The organism is Pseudomonas sp. SWRI77 (assembly GCF_014269105.1).
Lineage (GTDB): Bacteria > Pseudomonadota > Gammaproteobacteria > Pseudomonadales > Pseudomonadaceae > Aquipseudomonas > Aquipseudomonas capeferrum.
The window spans coordinates 1-16,533 of sequence record NZ_JABWRV010000019.1; the positions used below are offsets into that span (position 1 = coordinate 1).

Sequence of the window (16,533 nt, forward strand, 5' to 3'; positions counted from 1 at the left end):
CCCCCCCCCCCCCCCCCCCCACTCCGAGCTTGCATGTTCAGCCGAACAGTTTTTGCACCCCGAGGGTAATGGCCAGCCCACCGCCCACCAGCCACAGGTTGAGTATCGCCCCGGTAATCAGCGCCCGTGGCCCCGCCTGGCGGATCTGGCTGAAGCGCGTCTCCATGCCCAGCGCTGTCATGGCCATGGTCAGGGCAAAGGTGTCGAGCGTATTCACCACCTGGGTCACACTGCCAGGCAGCACCTGCAGCGAGTTCACCAGCACCAGCGCCAGGAAGCCGAAGGCGAACCAGGGCATGGCGATGCGCCCGTTGCCTTGCCCCTGGCCAGGCTGGCGCGCGCGGCTGATCCACAAGCCCACCACCAGCAACACCGGCACCAGCAGCATCACCCGGGTCATTTTGACGATGGTCGCAATGTGCGTAGCCTCGGGGCTGACGTTGCTCGCGGCGCCGACCACCTGGGCTACTTCATGGATAGTGCCGCCCAGGAACAGCCCGGCGCCCAGGGTATCGAGGTGCAGCCAGCCGGCATTGATCGCCAGTGGGTAGAGGAACATCGACAGGGTACCGAACAGCACCACGCTGCCGACCGCCATGGCGCTCTTGTGCGGAGCGCTGCGCAGCGCCGACTCGAAGGCCAGCACCGCAGCCGCGCCGCAAATGGCACTGCCGGCGGCGGTGAGCAGCGCGGTGTCGCGGTCCAGCTTGAGCAGCTTCATGCCACACCAGAGGCCGATCAGCAGGGTGCTGACCACCACCAGCAGCGACACCGTCAGCCCCGACCAGCCGACTTCGGCGATTTCCTGCAGGCTGACCCGCAGGCCGAAGAAGGCCACGGCGATGCGCAGCAGCCCGCGCGCCGAAAAATTGATGCCCGCCGCCCAACTGGCCGGCACGCCATCGCGCAGTGCATTGCCATACAAGGCACCGGCAACGATGCCGACGATCAAGGGGCTGATACCCAGGCTGGCGATGGCGGGCAAGGCCGCCAGCTGGGTGACGGCAAGCGCGAACAGCGCGACGAACAGGATGCCATTGAGCCGCCCTCGGGTAGAGAGGGTAGGCGTATAGGCGGGGTGGGACGGAGCCGTGGCCATGTGAGTCCTCCGGAAAAGGTGTTTCGACAAGGCCTACGTTAATCTGGTTATAAGCTTATAAAAAATCGTAATTTAGGATGTGAAGTATCCATTTTGCTGATATTTTCAATTCATGACCCCAGAACAACTGATAACGTTCGCCACGGTTGCCGAGCACGGCAACATCAGCCATGCGGCCCAGGCGTTGCACCTGTCGCAGCCGGCTGTGTCCGGGCAGCTGAAGTTGCTGCAGGAGGCGTTCGGCGAACCGCTTTATCAACGCGCCGGCCGTGGCGTGCGGCTGACAGCTGCGGGTGAGCAGCTGCTGGCCCATGCCGAGCGACTGCGCGACACCTTTCGCCAGGCGCAAGCCCTGCGCGAGGCTATGCGCGGCCTGGAGCGCGGCACACTGCGCATCGGCGCCAGTACCACCCCGGCCAGCTACCTGTTGCCGTACCTGATCGCCGACTTCCATGCACGCTACCCCGACGTGTCGGTGAGTACCTCCAATGGCAATACCGCAGAAATCGTCGCCGCGCTGGGCAGTGTCGACATCGCCCTGATCGAAGGCCCCCCCGGGCAGGAGCTGCCCCTGGGCACGGGGGTGACGCCGTGGCGTGAAGACGAGATCGTCGCCATCGTGCCCAGTGGCCATCCGTTGGCAGGTGACGAGCCGCAGACCCTGGAGGCTGTGGGGGCCTACCCCTTGGTGCTGCGTGAGAGTGGGTCAGGGGTGCGGCAGATTGTCGAACGCGCGTTTGCCCGCAGTGGCGTGGCGATGCGCGTGGGGCTGGAAATTGCTGGCGTGGAGGGGGTAAAGGAAGCGGTGCGGGCGGGGATGGGCATCGGCTTTGTGTCGGCCATGTCGATTCGCCATGAGGATGGCGCGTTGCGGCGGCTGCGGATTGCGCCGCAGCCACTGGTGAGGCGCTTTTCCATCCTGATGCCCCATGCCGCCACGCCTTCGCGGGCGGCGGCACGGTTTATGGCATTGTGCGTTGGGGAGCTTGAAGTGGGTTAGGTCTTGCGGGCGCCCAATGCATTTCGCGCGCCGCCCGGCTTCGACGGCAGTCAATAGCGTCGGGCCAAGGTCGAGGCTGAGCACGCTGCCTAACGATTGCGTAGCGTGTCCAGCGCTGGGGACCAAACGACATGGCCACAGCGCTCACATGCGACCGAGTCGTGCGCCCCATGGTAGGTCGGAAAACCACAGCCCACGCAACAGTAAAGGCCGGCAGAAGGTGGTGAGGAGTATTGCGGACGATGCTCGAAAGGGAGCACTGACAAGCCCGCCTTGGTGTCCTCCGGCTCATAGAAATACAAACTGAGCTCACCGTCAGTTTCCAACAAGCCCAAACGTACCTGTCCCAAGTGCTCTACACCGCGCTGGCGTAGTTCCATGAAAAGTTCATTCGAGGAAATGTTCATATTGCGCAGCGAATGGATCTCGTACATTCCGTCCTTCACCACCGTTATCGGCAATCCATCAATCCAGGCTTCACACGTCTTGCTCCGCTTCATGAGGTAGACCGTACCCCGATACAGCAACAGGAGCGTCAAGAAGACCAGGGCCACCGGCAGCAGCGGAACATCCTCGTAGAAGGTCACATCGCCGGCAGCGGAGCCGAGGGTCAGAATAACGACCAGCTCGAAGCGGGAGAGCTGTTTGATTCCGCGTCGGCCACTGAATTTGAGGAAGAAGAAGACGGCTGCAAATGCGGCCAAGACCCTAAGGGCGACCTCCAGAAGAAAGGTCACAGGCAGATCGCCCAGCAGCATCCGTTGAAGGTCGAAAGATTCCATTCGTTTTCCTCGTTAGCGGCCACCGCTGTGGTGAATCCACACCGCATAGGCCGATTTCAATGATTGAGGCAAGCAAGGAAGATCTCGCTTCAACGCAGCTTGGGTTTCCGGGCCTCGCACCCACTCGGTTAACCATGCGATAAGCAAAAGGCGAGTCACTGGACATGGGGCTACTTGGCGTTCGAGTTCATCTGCGATCTGAGCGAGCCCCTCTAGGGTTTCATCCAGCTTAGTGATCTGATCTTTCATGGGGTGGACTCCAATAACCGTTTCGCTTGACCGCTTCGCATACACCTCTTCCACTCTAGTAGGCGCTCACAGTGACAGGGCTCAAGCTACCTTGAACACATGCTTCAGATAAGCCACGAAGTTCTCATCCCGGCACTGCGTCTTGCCCGGGCTATCACTGATCTTCGCCACCGGCGCACCATTGCAGGCCGTCATCTTGATCACGATGTTCATCGGTACGACACCTGGGATATCGCAAGTCAGATGGGTGCCGATGCCAAAGCTCACATTGATCCGTTCATGCAGCGCGCGGTACAGGCCAAGTGCCTTGGCAAAGTCCAGCCCATCGGAAAAGATCAACGTCTTGCCCTGCGGGTCGATGCCCAGACTTTCATAGTGGGCAATGGCCTTCTCTGCCCAGGCTAGCGGGTCGCCAGAGTCGTGGCGCAAACCGTCGAACAGTTTGGCGAAGTACAAATCGAAATCGCCCATGAACGCGTCCATGGTGATGCAATCGGTCAACGCGATGCCCAGCAGCCCGCGATATTCGCGTACCCAGCAATCCAGCGCGGCCGCCTGGCTGTCGACCAGCCGCGGGCCAAGTTGCTGGTGAGCCATGAACCATTCGTGGGCCATGGTACCGATGGGCTTGAGTTGGTATTCGCGGGCCAGGTGCACGTTGCTGGTGCCGACGAAGCGGCCCGGGAAGTCGCGTTTGAGGGTGTGCACCACGGCCTCCTGAACGCGGTACGAGAAGCGCCGCCGGGTGCCGAAGTCGGCCAGTTGAAAGCCTGCCAGCTCATCGGCGCTGGCCTCGGTCTTGAGCCAGTCGAGCTTCTGGTACAGCCGCTCGCCCACCTGCTCCATCACCACCTCGCGGTAGCGGTAGCGGTTGCGCACTTCGCTGATGATCGCCAGCAGCGGGATCTCGTAGAGGATCACGTGCAGCCACGGCCCACGCACGCGAATCGCCAGCTGCCCGGCGTCATCCAGGCCCACCTGCACGTAACGCAAGTTGAAGCGGAACAGGCTGAGAAAGCGGATGAAGTCTGGTTTGATGAACGGAATCTGCTCCAGATACGCCAGTTGGTCGTGGGTGACGGTGACCTCGGCCAGTTGCTCGACCTGGTAGCGGATTTCTGCCAGGTAAGGGGAGAGGTCTTCACCATTACGGCAGCGGAACTCCCATTCCACCTCGGCATTGGGGTAGTTGTGCAGCACCGCCTGCATCATGGTGATCTTGTAGAAGTCGGTGTCCAGCAGGTTCTGGATGATCCGTGGGCCGAATACGCTGTCACTCATGGGCGGTCTTCCTTGATCAACGCGAGCTGGTGGTCGAGCGCGGCCTCGTCGCCGCAGAGGATGACACCCTCGGCAGCCAGCGCCCCGCAGGCGCTGATGGCGCCTTCCTGGGTCAGGGCGCGGCAGGCGGGCAGGTACAGCAGCACCTGGAAACCGGCCTGGCGCAGTTGGCGGGCAGTGGTCTTGACGCAGTAGTCCAAAGCCAGGCCGCCGACGATGACGGCCCCCACCTGTTGCACGGTGAGGTATTCGATGACCCCGGTGGAGCGGTGTTCGGCCAGGTCGTGGTAGCAGGCGCCGTAGGGGTGCAGGTCGGGTTCGACGCCTTTCCACACGAAGTAGTCGTAGTCGATGGGGGCGGGCAGGCCGGGCAGCAGCTCGAAGCCGTGCGTGCCTGGCACGCAGTGGCTGACCCAGGTCAGGTCAGCATTGGCCAGCGTCAGCGGTTGCAGCATCTGCCCAGGTTCGGCCACCACCCAGGCGGCATTGGCCGGGTGGGCGTCCTTGCTGCCCAGGCGCAGGTCGGCACGAAGGGCCATGGTGTTGAGGTCGGCGGCAATTTCATTGCCCTCGGGTACCGGCAGTTCGTGTGGGGCGTTGGCAGTGAAGCCGTTTTGCGCGTCGACGTCGAAACTGGCGATCTTCATGGTGCTCTCCTCGCGGGTGTTGCTATATATTCCACCTGGTGTATTAAGTGTGTCAAGCACCAGAGCAGGTAGGAAAGATGCTTGTACTACTAAAGCGCTCTGGTGGAATATTGCAGGATTGAAGAGTGGAGCCTTTGCGTGAGTAGCACTGAAGTCCTGGCCAGCGTCGATATCGTCGCTCTGCGCATGGCCCCTGAAGCCCAGCACCTGCAAGTGTTGTTGCACCGCCGTGAGCGCGAACCGCACGTCGGCCAGTGGGCGTTGCCGGGTGTCATCGTCAACGGCCGTATTGCCGACACCAGCCTGGAAGGCGCCGCCGAGCGCGCCTTGCGCGAAAAGGCCCGTATCGTACCGTGCTACATGGAACAGGTAGGCACCGAAGGCAATGCTTTCCGTGACCCGCGCGGTTGGTCGCTGAGCACCTACTACCTGGCCCTGCTCGACCCTGGGCAGGCCGTTGAGGGTGAGCAACTGGCGTTTTTTGATGTGGACAGCGTGCTGGAGCGCAGGGTCCTGTTGCCCTTCGATCACAGACTGCTGGTGGAGCGCGCCCGCGAGCGACTGGCGGCGAAGACGGTGTACAGCAGCCTGCCGTTGTACTTGCTGGCAGAGAAGTTCACGGTGCTCGATGCGTTGGCGTCAGTGCAGGCGTGCCTGGGGCAGGCTGTGAACAGCACCTCGCTGCGCAAGCGCCTGGAGCGTTTGCGCGAGCAGGGGTGGGTGAGGGACACCGGGGAGAAGAACCAGCCACGGCTGGGCAGGCCGCAGCAGTTGTTTCAATACACACCGCAGGGGCCGCGGCCGTTCATGTTCGACCGCAGCCTGTTGCCGGAGGGCGGGCAGTAGCTGCCTTGCCTGTGTTGGTTGCTTCAGGAGGGTGAAGATCGAGCGGGGCCCGCGAAGCGCAAGCCCCTCGATCCGACGAGCAACCCACAGCCATTCTTACCGCCCACACCGGCTGGTATCACCATGCTCCGCCGGCGCTGTGCGCGCCGCAGCCAGCAGGGTCGCCAACACAATCAACACCGCCCCCGCCGCCATGCGCAGGCTCGGCTGCTCACCAAACAGCCACCAGGCACCGAGGATCGCATACACCGGTTCCAGCGCGATGATCATGCCGGCGGTACGTGCCTCCAGGCCTTCGAGGCTCTTGACGAACAGAAACTGCGACAGCCCGGTGCAGAACACCCCCAACAGCGCCAGGTTGACCCAGTCGTCGCCGCCCAGGCTGGTACTGGCCAGGTGGGTGAAGGCGAACGGCGCAACCAGCGCGGCTACCACCACGTTCTGCCAGAAAGCTACCTGCAAGGCATTCATGCTCGACGCATTGCGGCGGTTGGCCACGGTCAGCACGGCGAACGCCAGGCCCGAGCCCAGGCCCCAGATCAGGCCAAGGGTGCCGCTGTCGAGCAGGTCGAAGGACGGCACCACCATCACCAGGCCCGCAGTCACCATCAGCAACAGCAAGCCCTGCACGGCACCGATACGCTGGCCGAACACGCCGCGTTCGATCATGGCTATGAAGGCAGGGAAGCTGGCGAAGCCCAGCGTGGCCACAGCCACGCCGCCGACCTTGACGGCGATGAAGAAGGTCACCCAGTGCGTCGCCAGCAGCGCGCCGGTCACGCCCAGGTTGGGCAGGTTGCGCAAGGTCAGCGCATCGAGCAGGCGGGTGCCCTTGAGCCCGGCGACAAAGCCCAGGGCAATGAAGGCGAAGGTGGCACGGCCGAAGGTGATGATGCTGGCGTCGGCCTCGATCAAATGGCCGAGGATACCAGTCAGGCCGAACAGCACAGCGGCGAGGTGTGCAACGAGCAGGGCGTTGCGCCGGCCGGTGGCAGCACCGGCTACGGGGATTGAAGTCGCGATCATGGCAGTCAAGTCTTCACAAAGTGGCGCGCGCAAACACTCCCGGCTGGCGCGGCGCGGGTCTCTGATTCTGGGAGTTTTATCGTTATGAGCCCGGGCGAATTGCCCGGTGCAAAAAGGCGCCACAGCGTTGGAATTGTGAAGCGAGGCTGCTTACTCGCAAATACCGCGTCAACCAGCCCACGGCGCGGGGCTGGTCGATGTGTGTATTATTTTTGTATACAGGGATGTGAGGCCGATTGCGGGCGACGCATACATGTCAGATCGCGACATCGCTTGTTGCTTGACCGCGCCGTGTCATTCTTCGCCGTAGTTCATGATCGACAACAGCCGGATCGGCACCTGCACCAGTTGCTCCGGCCCGTGTGGGGTTTCGCCATCGAAGGTCAGGCTGTCGCCGGCATGCAGGTGGTAGAGCTGATTACCGTGGCGGTACACCAGTTCACCCTCCAGCAAATGCAGGAACTCCGTGCCCGGGTGGGCAAAGGTCGGAAATTCCTCGCTGGCATCGTCCATGCTCACCATGTACGCCTCGAAGTTCTTTTTCGGGCCCCTGGCGTGATTGAGCAAGTGGTAGGTATGGCCCTTCTCGGTGCCGCGGCGCACCACCTCCAGCCCTTCACCGGCCTTGACCAGCAGTGCGTTGCCATCGGGCTGGTCATACTGGCTGAACAGCTTGGCCATCGGCATGCCCAGCACGTCGCACAGGCGGCTGAGGGTATCGAGGCTGGTCGACACCTGGGCGTTCTCGATCTTGCTCAGCATGCCCTGGCTGATCCCGGCGATGCGCGCCACATCGGCGAGCTTCAGCGACTGGGCCTGGCGCTGGCGCTTGATCTGCAGGCCCAGGTACTGCTCCAGGCGAAGGCGGGGTTCGGTTTCGGTCGGCATCAAGAGTCCTGCACGGTTTCAGTTCAAGAATAAATATTTCGCACTGGGAAAGTGCGCCGGGCGGCTGCGATGGCCGTCGGTTTCCTCGGGTGAAAACGAGTTTCCCATATCTATAACGAAAATGTCTCCGTCATGGCACCAGCTCCTGTCGCGGGCAAGCCCCCTGTGACAAGGGATTGTGGGAGGGGACGTGCCCGCTAAGCGGTAGCACTCGGTAAGTTGGCAAGCACATTGCATTCCTGTGATGAAAGTAAGTTTCCCATGCAGAATTACATGCCGCCCCTTACCAGGAGTGTTCAACCCATGTTGCCAGCAGAAACCCAGCGCACGCTCGACCAGCACGGCATCAAGTACGTGCTGGCGCAGTTCGTCGATATCCATGGCTCGGCGAAGACCAAATCGGTGCCGATCTCGGGCCTGAAGATGGTGGCCGAGGAGGGCGCCGGTTTCGCCGGGTTCGCCATCTGCGGCATGGGCATGGAGCCGCACGGCCCGGACTTCATGGCCCGTGGCGATCTGGCCACGCTGATCCCGGTGCCCTGGCAGCCTGGTTATGGCCGGGTGGTATGCGTCGGCCACGTCAACGGTAAACCTTGGCCCTACGACAGCCGCTATGTGTTGCAGCAGCAGGTGCAGCGCCTGGCCGACAAGGGCTGGACGCTGAACACCGGGCTTGAGCCCGAATTCAGCCTGTTCCGCCGGGACGAAGCCGGCAAGCTGCAGGTGGTGGATGCCTCCGACAACCTCGACAAGCCGTGCTACGACTACAAGGGCCTGTCGCGCTCGCGGCTGTTCCTCGAACGCCTGACCGAAGCCCTGCAGCCGGTGGGCTTCGACATCTATCAGATCGACCACGAGGACGCCAACGGCCAGTTCGAGATCAACTACACCTACAGCGATGCCATGGAGTCGGCCGACCGCTTCACCTTCTTCCGCATGGCGGCCGGCGAAATCGCCAACGACCTGGGGATGATCTGCTCGTTCATGCCCAAGCCCGACCCCAAGCGTGCCGGCAATGGCATGCACTTCCACCTGTCGCTGGCCAGCAGCACACACAAGAACCTGTTTCATGACCCCTCCGACAGCAGCGGCATGGGCCTGTCCAAGCTGGCCTACCACTTTGCTGCGGGCTTGCTTGCCCATGGCCCGGCGCTGTGCGCGTTCGCCGCGCCCACGGTCAATTCGTACAAACGCCTGGTGGTCGGCCGCTCGTTGTCCGGTGCTACCTGGGCGCCAGCCTTCGTGGCCTATGGCGCCAACAACCGCTCGGCGATGGTGCGCATCCCCTATGGCCGCCTGGAGTTTCGCCTGCCGGATGCCGGCTGCAACCCCTACCTGGTCACCGCCGCGATCATCGCCGCGGGCCTGGATGGTATCGACCGTGAACTGGACCCTGGCCAGATGTGCAACGAGAACCTCTACAACCTGAGCCTGGAAGAAATCGCCGCACGCGGCATCAAGACCTTGCCGCAGTCGCTCAAGGAAGCCGCCGACGCGCTGGAGGCCGACCCGCTGTTCCGCGAGGTGCTCGGCGCCGAGATCGTCGACGAGTTCATCAAGCTCAAGCGCATGGAGTGGGTGGAGTATTGCCGCCACGTCTCCGACTGGGAAATCCAGCGCTACACCGAGTTCTTCTGACCGCCCCCATCCTTGGCGCGGCCAGCAAGACAGCGGTCGCCCACTGCCCAGTAAGGAGCAACACCATGTGTGGAATCGTAGGCCTGTACCTGAAAAAGCCGGCGCTGGAAGCCCAGCTCGGCAAACTCTTCGAACCCATGCTGCAGGCCATGACCGACCGTGGCCCGGACAGCGCCGGCTTTGCCATCTATGGCGATGAAGTAGCCGATGGCTGGGTCAAGCTGACCTTGCAGGCGAGCGCTGTGGACTATCCGTGGGCGGCGCTGATGGGGCAACTGGAAGGGCGCCTGGGCTGCTCGCTGGACTGGTTCCAGAACGCCAGCGCCGCCGTGCTCAAGGTGCACACTTGCGAAGCGGCCGCCCGTGCAGCCTTGGCCGAACTGGCCGCCGACGTGCGCATCATGAGCGCCGGGCAGAGCATCGAAATCCTCAAGGGCATGGGCCTGCCGGCCGAGATCTCTAGCCGCTTCGGCCTGGCCGGCATGCAAGGCAGCCACATCATCGGCCACACCCGCATGGCCACTGAAAGTGCAGTGACCCTGGAAGGCAGCCATCCGTTTTCCACCGGCGCCGACCTGTGCCTGGTGCACAACGGCTCGCTGTCCAACCACTTCCGCCTGCGCGAGGAGCTGAAACGCGAAGGCATTAGCTTCGAGACCGACAACGACACCGAAGTGGCGGCTGGCTACCTGGCCTGGCGCCTGCAACAAGGCGACAGCCTGGCACAGGCCCTGGATGGCGCCCTGCAAGACCTGGACGGCTTCTTTACCTTCGCCATCGGCACCCGCAATGGCTTTGCCGTGATCCGCGATCCGATCGCTTGCAAGCCGGCGGTGCTCGCCGAAACCGACGACTACGTGGCCATGGCCTCCGAGTACCAGGCCCTGGCCAGCCTGCCGGGCATTGAAAACGCCAAGGTCTGGGAACCAGCACCGGCCACCTTGTACGTCTGGGAGCGCGAAAGCGCCTGACCTGTCACCGACTCACTGGAGCACCTCATGAAAACGATCGACCTTTCCAGCGCCTCGGTGCGCGAACTCAACCAGGCCCTGCATGGCGACGTGCAGGACCGCGAATGGCGGGTCAGCCGCCCGGACGGCAAGCACAACCTGGCCGTGGGCATCAACCAGCCGGTGTCGGTGGATATCGACGGCCACGCCGGCTACTACTGCGCCGGCATGAATCAACAGGCCAGCGTCACCGTGCACGGCAACGTCGGCGTGGGGGTGGCCGAGAACATGATGTCCGGCTCGGTGCGGGTCAAGGGCAGTGCCTCGCAGGCAGCCGGCGCCACGGCCCACGGCGGGCTCTTGGTGATCGAGGGCGATGCCGGGGCACGCTGCGGCATTTCGATGAAGGGTGTGGACATCGTGGTCGGCGGCAGCATCGGCCACATGAGCTGCTTCATGGGCCAGGCCGGGCGCCTGGTGGTATGCGGCGATGCCGGCGATGCGCTGGGCGACTCACTGTACGAGGTGCGCATCTACGTCAAAGGCTCGGTGCAGTCGCTAGGCTCGGACTGCATCGAAAAAGAGATGCGTGCCGAGCACTTGCAAGAGCTGCAGGCGTTGCTCAACGAGGCAGGCCTGGAGCACAAGGCCGCCGATTTCAAACGCTACGGCTCGGCCCGTCAGCTGTACAACTTCAAAGTCGACAACGCCAGCGCGTACTGATCCAGGAGCCTACCCATGAGCGAACAATTCCCCCCGGTACTGCGTGAATCGGCCACCTTCGATCGCCTGACCATCCAGGAAATCCAGCGTGCCGCCGAAACCGGCATTTACGACATCCGCGGCGGCGGCACCAAGCGCCGTGTGCCGCACTTCGACGACTTGCTGCTGCTGGGCGCCAGCGTGTCGCGCTACCCGCTTGAAGGCTACCGCGAAAAGTGCGGCACCGATGTGGTGCTCGGCAACCGTTTTGCCAAGAAGCCGATCCACCTGAAGATCCCGGTGACCATTGCCGGCATGAGCTTCGGCGCGCTGTCGGCCAATGCCAAGGAAGCATTGGGCCGGGGTGCGACCATCGCAGGTACCAGTACCACCACCGGCGACGGCGGCATGACCCCGGAAGAGCGTGGCCAGTCGCAGCACCTGGTGTACCAGTACCTGCCGTCGCGCTATGGCATGAACCCCGACGACCTGCGCAAGGCCGATGCCATCGAGATCGTCCTCGGCCAGGGCGCCAAACCGGGCGGCGGCGGCATGTTGCTGGGCATGAAGGTTACCGAGCGGGTGGCCGGCATGCGCACCTTGCCGATCGGCGTAGACCAGCGCAGCGCCTGCCGCCACCCAGACTGGACCGGCCCGGACGACCTGGCGATCAAGATTGCCGAGCTGCGCGAGATCACAGACTGGGAGAAACCCATCTACGTGAAAATCGGCGCCAGCCGCCCGTACTACGACGTCAAGCTGGCGGTGAAGGCCGGCGCCGACGTGATCGTGCTCGACGGCATGCAGGGCGGTACCGCCGCGACCCAGGAGGTGTTCATCGAGCATGTCGGCATTCCCATCTTGCCGGCCATCCCGCAGGCGGTGCAGGCGCTGCAGGAGATGGGCATGCACCGCAAGGTGCAACTGATCGTCTCGGGTGGTATCCGCAACGGTGCCGACGTGGCCAAGGCCATGGCCCTGGGGGCTGACGCCGTGGCCATCGGCACCGCCGCGCTGATCGCCCTGGGTGACAACCACCCGCGGCTGGATGAGCAGTTGAAGGCGATCGGCTCTGCGGCTGGTTTTTACGATGACTGGCAGAACGGCCGTGACCCGGCGGGCATCACCACCCAGGACCCGGAACTGGCCAAGCGCCTGAACCCGGAGGAGGCCGGCCGGCGGCTGGCCAACTACCTGCGCGTGCTGGTGCTTGAGGCGCAGACCATGGCCCGCGCCTGTGGCAAGTCGCACCTGCATAACCTCGACCCGGAGGACCTGGTGGCGTTGACTGTGGAGGCGGCGGCGATGGCTCGGGTGCCGCTGGCGGGCACTGCCTGGGTGCCAGGGCAGACGCAGTATTAATGCCGTAATTGGGGCCGCAAAGCGGCCCCTACCAGAGCGCGATGTCATAGGTCAGGTAGACCCGGTTACTGTCCCGCCCCCGGGAATAATCAGCGCGGTAGACGTAGTTGCGCAGCTTCACTCCCAGCCCCTTGAATGTGCCCGCCTGCACGACGTAGGCCAGTTCGCTGTCGCGCTCCCATTCACGCGCCCCGGCATCACCTGCCTTGTCGTTGTCACCGCTCAGGTAGCGGCTCATGAAGGTCAGCCCAGGCACACCGGCTGCCGCGAAGTTGTAGGCGTAACTGACCATCCAGGTCTTCTCGTCTTCTTCAATGAACTTGCCGATACCGACGTTGCTGAACGAGTACACGGTGGCGCCGCTGATGTAGGGCAGCCCGGCAACCCCATCGAGCACCTGATAACCCGCACCCACGGTGTGGCCGCTGTGGGCATAGCTGAGCTGGCCGCTGAGCATGTCGTTATCAATGGGGCCACCCTGCGCTGCGCCATCGTCGCGGCTCTTGAAGTAACGCACATCACTGGCCAGCACGCCCCCTGCCAGCGGCAGTTCATGGGCAATGCCGGCAAAGTCCTGGCGGTAGAAGTTGTTCAGCTCGCCGCGAAAGTAGCTCAATCGCAGGGTTTTGCTCACTGCGTAATCGGCACCGGCATAGCTGAAATCCGCCGATGCATCGCCGCTGTAGCCATCGGCGAACAGGCCAGTGCTGTCGGACGAATCGCGCTGCTTGAAACGCTGCAGATGGCCACCGGTCAAGGTCAACCCGTCAATATCGCTGGAGACCAGCTGGGTGCCCTGGTAGGTCTGCGGCAGCAGGCGCGCGTCGTTGTACACCAATACCGGTGTCTTGGGCAGCAACGTACCGTGCTTGATCACGGTCTTGCCCAGCCGGGCCTTGGCGGTGACCCCGGCACTGGCAAACTCATTGGCCGCGCGGCCATCGTCATGCACCGGCAACAAGCCGGTACCGCTGCGCCCGCGGCCCGAGTCCAGCCTGACGCCCACCAGTGCCATGGCATCCAGGCCTACCCCTAGCGTGCCTTGTGTGAACCCGGATGCGTAATCCAGCAAGAACCCTTGCGCCCATTCCACCCGTTCACTTTTTGCCGTAGCAGCAGCACGTGCGCTGAGGCCTTGCTCGTCGCGAAAGTTCTCGTTGAAGTACACGTTGCGCAATTGCAGCTTGAGTGCGCTGTCTTCGATGAAACCAGCAGCGTGGGTCAGGGGCACATGGGCAAACAGCAGGCCGCACGCAGCCCTGCGGAGAATGACTTGGGTCATGGTCCGGATACTCTCTTGTTATTGTGGGTTGGGCATTCAGACGAAGAACGACAGCGCTCCGGTCAGCAGCGCAATGGCAGTAATGACCAGCGAGGTGAGCACGGCCCACTTGACCGTGGCTTTCTGGAAGTCGCCGATATCCCGGTCGACCATGCCGACCAGCAACAAGGTCGAGGCCACCAGCGGGCTCATCAGGTGCACCGGCTGGCCGAGCACCGAGGCGCGGGCGATCTCTACCGGGTCGATGCCATACGCTGCGGCGGCATTGGCCAGGATCGGCACCACACCGAAGTAATAGGCATCGTTGGAGAGCACGAAGGTCAGCGGCATGCTGGTAATGGCCACCACCAGCGGGAACCAGTGGCCCCAGGATGGCGGAATCCAGTCGACCAAGGTCTGCGCCAGCGCATCGACCATCTTGGTGCCGGAGAAGATGCCCGCGAAGATGCCTGCGGCAAATACCAGCAGTACGACGGTCATGGCATTGCCGGAGTGCGCCAGTATCCGCTCCTTCTGCACATTCAGTTGCGGGTAGTTGATCATCAGCGCGGCGACAAAACCAATCATGAACAGAATCGCGGCGTGCATCACCCCGGCTACCAGGGCGATCATCACTGCCACCACCAGCACCAGGTTGACGTAGGCCAGCCGTGGGCGCTTGTGCGGGGTCTCTTCCAGAATGGCCTTGATGTAGCAGTTGCCGCCGCCTGCTTGCAGTTGGATGTTGCCGATGCGCTTGCGCTCGGCGCGCCCCAGCAGAAATGCCGTGAACACCACCCAGGCGGCACCGCCGACCATGGTCGGCAGCATGGGGATGAAGTACTCGGACGCGTCCAGGCCCAGTGCCGCAATCGCCCGCGTCGCCGGCCCGCCCCAAGGGCTCAAGCCACTCATGATGCTCAGCGACAGCATGGCTACGGTGGCGAGGATCATCGGGTTCATGCCGATGCGTTTGTACAGCGGCAGCATGGCTGCGCAGGTGATCATGTAGGTGGTGGTGCCATCGCCGTCCAGCGCCACCAGCAGCGAGAGCAGGGCGGTACCGATGGCGATCTTTACCGGGTTGCCGTTGACACGCTTGAGGATCATGCGGATCAGCGGGTCGAACAGGCCGGCATCGATCATCAGGCCGAAGAACAAGATGGCGAACAGCAGCAATGCTGCCGAGGGTGCGACCATTTTCAGGCCGTCGAGCATCATTTTGCCAAGGTCGGGCGCGAAGCCTCCGATCACGGCGAACACGATCGGCACCAAGGTCAAGGCGACGATAGGCGACAAGCGTTTGCTCATGATCAGGTAGGTGAATGCCACCACCATGGTCAAACCCAGCAATGCCAGCATGGTTTTCTCTCTTGTTGTTATTGTCAGTGTGGCCGAACGCAAGGCAAACGGCGGTCTTGCCGCCCGGCGTCATGCCTGCCGGGCGGTGCGGTTAACGTAGGTGCAGCGGGGGTCAGCTTTGGTGGGTAGGCTCAGCGGCCGGCCAGGGGGCGTTCGGCTCGGCGACGGCGGTTGACGGCATTTTCCCGTCTGCCAGCATTTGCCTGAGCACCTGCCGGTCGCAAGCACCTTCGGACAGCGAGATGACCACGGTGGCCACGGCGTTGCTGGCCAGGCTGGTGAGGGCGCGTGCCTCTGACATGAAGCGGTCGATACCGATCAGCAGCGCCAGGCCGGCCAGTGGGATATCGTGGATCACCGTCAGCGTCGAAGCGAGCGCCACGAAACCGCTGCCCGTCACACCGGCGGCGCCTTTGGACGACAACAGCATGATCGCCAGCATGGTCAGCGTCTGGCCCAAGCTCAGGTCGATGTTGCACGCTTGCGCGATGAATACGGCGGCGAGCGACAGGTAGATCGCAGTACCATCGAGGTTGAAGGAGTAGCCCGTGGGCAGCACCAGCCCGACCACGCCCTTCCTGCACCCCAGCGCCTGCAGCTTTTCCAGCATCCGTGGCAATACCGGCTCGGTAGACGAGGTGCCGAGTACCACCAGGAACTCCTCGCGGAAGAACCGCAACAGCTTCCACAAGCTGAAGCCGTGCAGCCGGCACAGGCCACCCAGTACCACCAGCACAAAGAACGCGCAGGCGATGTACAGGGTCATCACCAGCTTGGCCAAGGCGCCCAGCGAGGTAATGCCGTACTGGCCCACGGTAAAGGCCAGCGCGCCGAACGCACCGACCGGGGCAAAGCGCATCAGGTAGCCGAAGATGCGGAACACCATCTGCGAGGCGGACTCCAGCACGTTCAGCACAGGCTGGCCATGTTCGCCCATGGCCGACAGGGCAAACCCCGACAGCACCGCGATGAACAGCACCGGTAGCACTTCACCTTTGTTGAAAGCGCCCATGAAGGTGTCAGGGATGATGTGCATGAAGAAGTCGACCACGCCCAGCTTGGCCGCCGACGCGGTGTACTGGCTGAGGCCCGCCGTGCTCAACGTGGCAGGGTCGATGTTCATGCCCACGCCAGGCTGGAACACATGCACGGCCACCAGGCCGATTACCAGGCTGATCACCGTCAGCACCAGGAACAGCAGCAGCGTCTTGCTCATCAGGCGCCCCAGCGAGCGCTTGTCGGTCATGCCGGCAATGCCGGTGACGATGGTGCAGAACACCACGGGCGCGATCATCATCTTGATCAGCTTGATGAAGGCATCGCCCAGCGGCTTCAGCGCCACGGCCTGCTCGGCCCAGAGGTGGCCGACCAGTACACCCAGCAGCACGGCGCAGAGGATCTGAAAGTACAACGATTTGATGAGTTTCATGAGGCATCACC

General features: G+C 63.1%; 16 protein-coding genes. 6 read left to right on the forward strand and 10 right to left on the reverse strand.

Annotation, left to right across the window (positions count from 1 at the left end; all coding sequences use genetic code 11):
* Window positions 1-37: 37 nt before the first annotated feature.
* Window positions 38-1,099: a YeiH family protein gene (locus HU766_RS17910; protein ID WP_186659411.1), complete on the reverse strand. Its 1,062-nt coding sequence runs from the start codon at window positions 1,097-1,099 to the stop codon at window positions 38-40.
* Window positions 1,100-1,211: 112 nt separating this feature from the next.
* Here HU766_RS17910 and HU766_RS17915 point away from each other — a divergent pair, with 112 nt between their 5' ends.
* The gene (locus HU766_RS17915) at window positions 1,212-2,099 is read left to right on the forward strand and encodes a LysR family transcriptional regulator (protein ID WP_033697297.1); all 888 of its coding nucleotides are present in this window, start codon (window positions 1,212-1,214) and stop codon (window positions 2,097-2,099) included.
* Window positions 2,100-2,188: 89 nt separating this feature from the next.
* Here HU766_RS17915 and HU766_RS17920 read toward each other — a convergent pair whose 3' ends face one another.
* From HU766_RS17920 to HU766_RS17935, 4 genes are all read right to left on the reverse strand, one after another.
* Window positions 2,189-2,881 (reverse strand): YetF domain-containing protein, encoded by a 693-nt coding sequence (locus tag HU766_RS17920; protein ID WP_186659413.1) that lies wholly within the window; start codon window positions 2,879-2,881, stop codon window positions 2,189-2,191.
* A 12-nt stretch (window positions 2,882-2,893) separates the two neighbouring features.
* Entirely contained in the window at window positions 2,894-3,130 is a 237-nt protein-coding gene (locus HU766_RS17925; RefSeq protein WP_186659415.1) for a hypothetical protein, read from the reverse strand.
* An 81-nt stretch (window positions 3,131-3,211) separates the two neighbouring features.
* Window positions 3,212-4,411 carry a nicotinate phosphoribosyltransferase gene (gene pncB, locus HU766_RS17930; protein ID WP_186659417.1) on the reverse strand — a complete coding sequence of 400 codons (1,200 nt, stop codon included), beginning with the start codon at window positions 4,409-4,411 and terminating at the stop codon, window positions 3,212-3,214.
* Window positions 4,408-5,058, reverse strand: coding sequence for an isochorismatase family protein (locus HU766_RS17935; protein ID WP_186659419.1), 651 nt, complete (start codon window positions 5,056-5,058; stop codon window positions 4,408-4,410). Before HU766_RS17935 ends, pncB begins: the two co-directional genes overlap by 4 nt.
* 138 nt (window positions 5,059-5,196) lie before the next feature.
* Here HU766_RS17935 and HU766_RS17940 point away from each other — a divergent pair, with 138 nt between their 5' ends.
* Window positions 5,197-5,904, forward strand: a complete 708-nt coding sequence (locus tag HU766_RS17940) for an NUDIX hydrolase (RefSeq protein WP_186659421.1) — start codon at window positions 5,197-5,199, stop codon at window positions 5,902-5,904.
* Between the two features lie 96 nt (window positions 5,905-6,000).
* On the opposite strand, the gene HU766_RS17945 is transcribed toward HU766_RS17940, so the two are convergent.
* The gene (locus HU766_RS17945; RefSeq protein WP_186659424.1) at window positions 6,001-6,930 is read right to left on the reverse strand and encodes a DMT family transporter; all 930 of its coding nucleotides are present in this window, start codon (window positions 6,928-6,930) and stop codon (window positions 6,001-6,003) included.
* Window positions 6,931-7,224: 294 nt separating this feature from the next.
* Window positions 7,225-7,818 (reverse strand): cupin domain-containing protein, encoded by a 594-nt coding sequence (locus HU766_RS17950; protein ID WP_186659426.1) that lies wholly within the window; start codon window positions 7,816-7,818, stop codon window positions 7,225-7,227.
* A 303-nt stretch (window positions 7,819-8,121) separates the two neighbouring features.
* On the opposite strand from HU766_RS17950, the gene glnT reads away from it, so the two are divergent.
* The 4 genes from glnT to HU766_RS17970 all read left to right on the forward strand — a co-directional run bounded on the left by glnT (window position 8,122) and on the right by HU766_RS17970 (window position 12,470).
* A complete protein-coding gene (gene glnT, locus HU766_RS17955; protein WP_186659429.1) occupies window positions 8,122-9,456 on the forward strand; it encodes a type III glutamate--ammonia ligase in 1,335 nt (444 codons plus the stop codon).
* Between the two features lie 65 nt (window positions 9,457-9,521).
* Entirely contained in the window at window positions 9,522-10,427 is a 906-nt protein-coding gene (locus HU766_RS17960; protein WP_186659431.1) for a glutamine amidotransferase family protein, read from the forward strand.
* Between the two features lie 27 nt (window positions 10,428-10,454).
* A complete protein-coding gene (locus HU766_RS17965) occupies window positions 10,455-11,129 on the forward strand; it encodes a protein glxC (protein WP_047583883.1) in 675 nt (224 codons plus the stop codon).
* Between the two features lie 15 nt (window positions 11,130-11,144).
* Window positions 11,145-12,470, forward strand: coding sequence for an FMN-binding glutamate synthase family protein (locus tag HU766_RS17970; RefSeq protein ID WP_033697307.1), 1,326 nt, complete (start codon window positions 11,145-11,147; stop codon window positions 12,468-12,470).
* 28 nt (window positions 12,471-12,498) lie between these two features.
* On the opposite strand, the gene HU766_RS17975 is transcribed toward HU766_RS17970, so the two are convergent.
* The 3 genes from HU766_RS17975 to dctA all read right to left on the reverse strand — a co-directional run bounded on the left by HU766_RS17975 (window position 12,499) and on the right by dctA (window position 16,522).
* Window positions 12,499-13,752: an OprD family porin gene (locus HU766_RS17975; protein ID WP_186659433.1), complete on the reverse strand. Its 1,254-nt coding sequence runs from the start codon at window positions 13,750-13,752 to the stop codon at window positions 12,499-12,501.
* Window positions 13,753-13,788: 36 nt separating this feature from the next.
* A complete protein-coding gene (locus tag HU766_RS17980; RefSeq protein WP_328286657.1) occupies window positions 13,789-15,114 on the reverse strand; it encodes a citrate:proton symporter in 1,326 nt (441 codons plus the stop codon).
* Window positions 15,115-15,205: 91 nt separating this feature from the next.
* Window positions 15,206-16,522, reverse strand: coding sequence for a C4-dicarboxylate transporter DctA (dctA, locus tag HU766_RS17985; protein WP_186659443.1), 1,317 nt, complete (start codon window positions 16,520-16,522; stop codon window positions 15,206-15,208).
* Window positions 16,523-16,533: the final 11 nt, after the last annotated feature.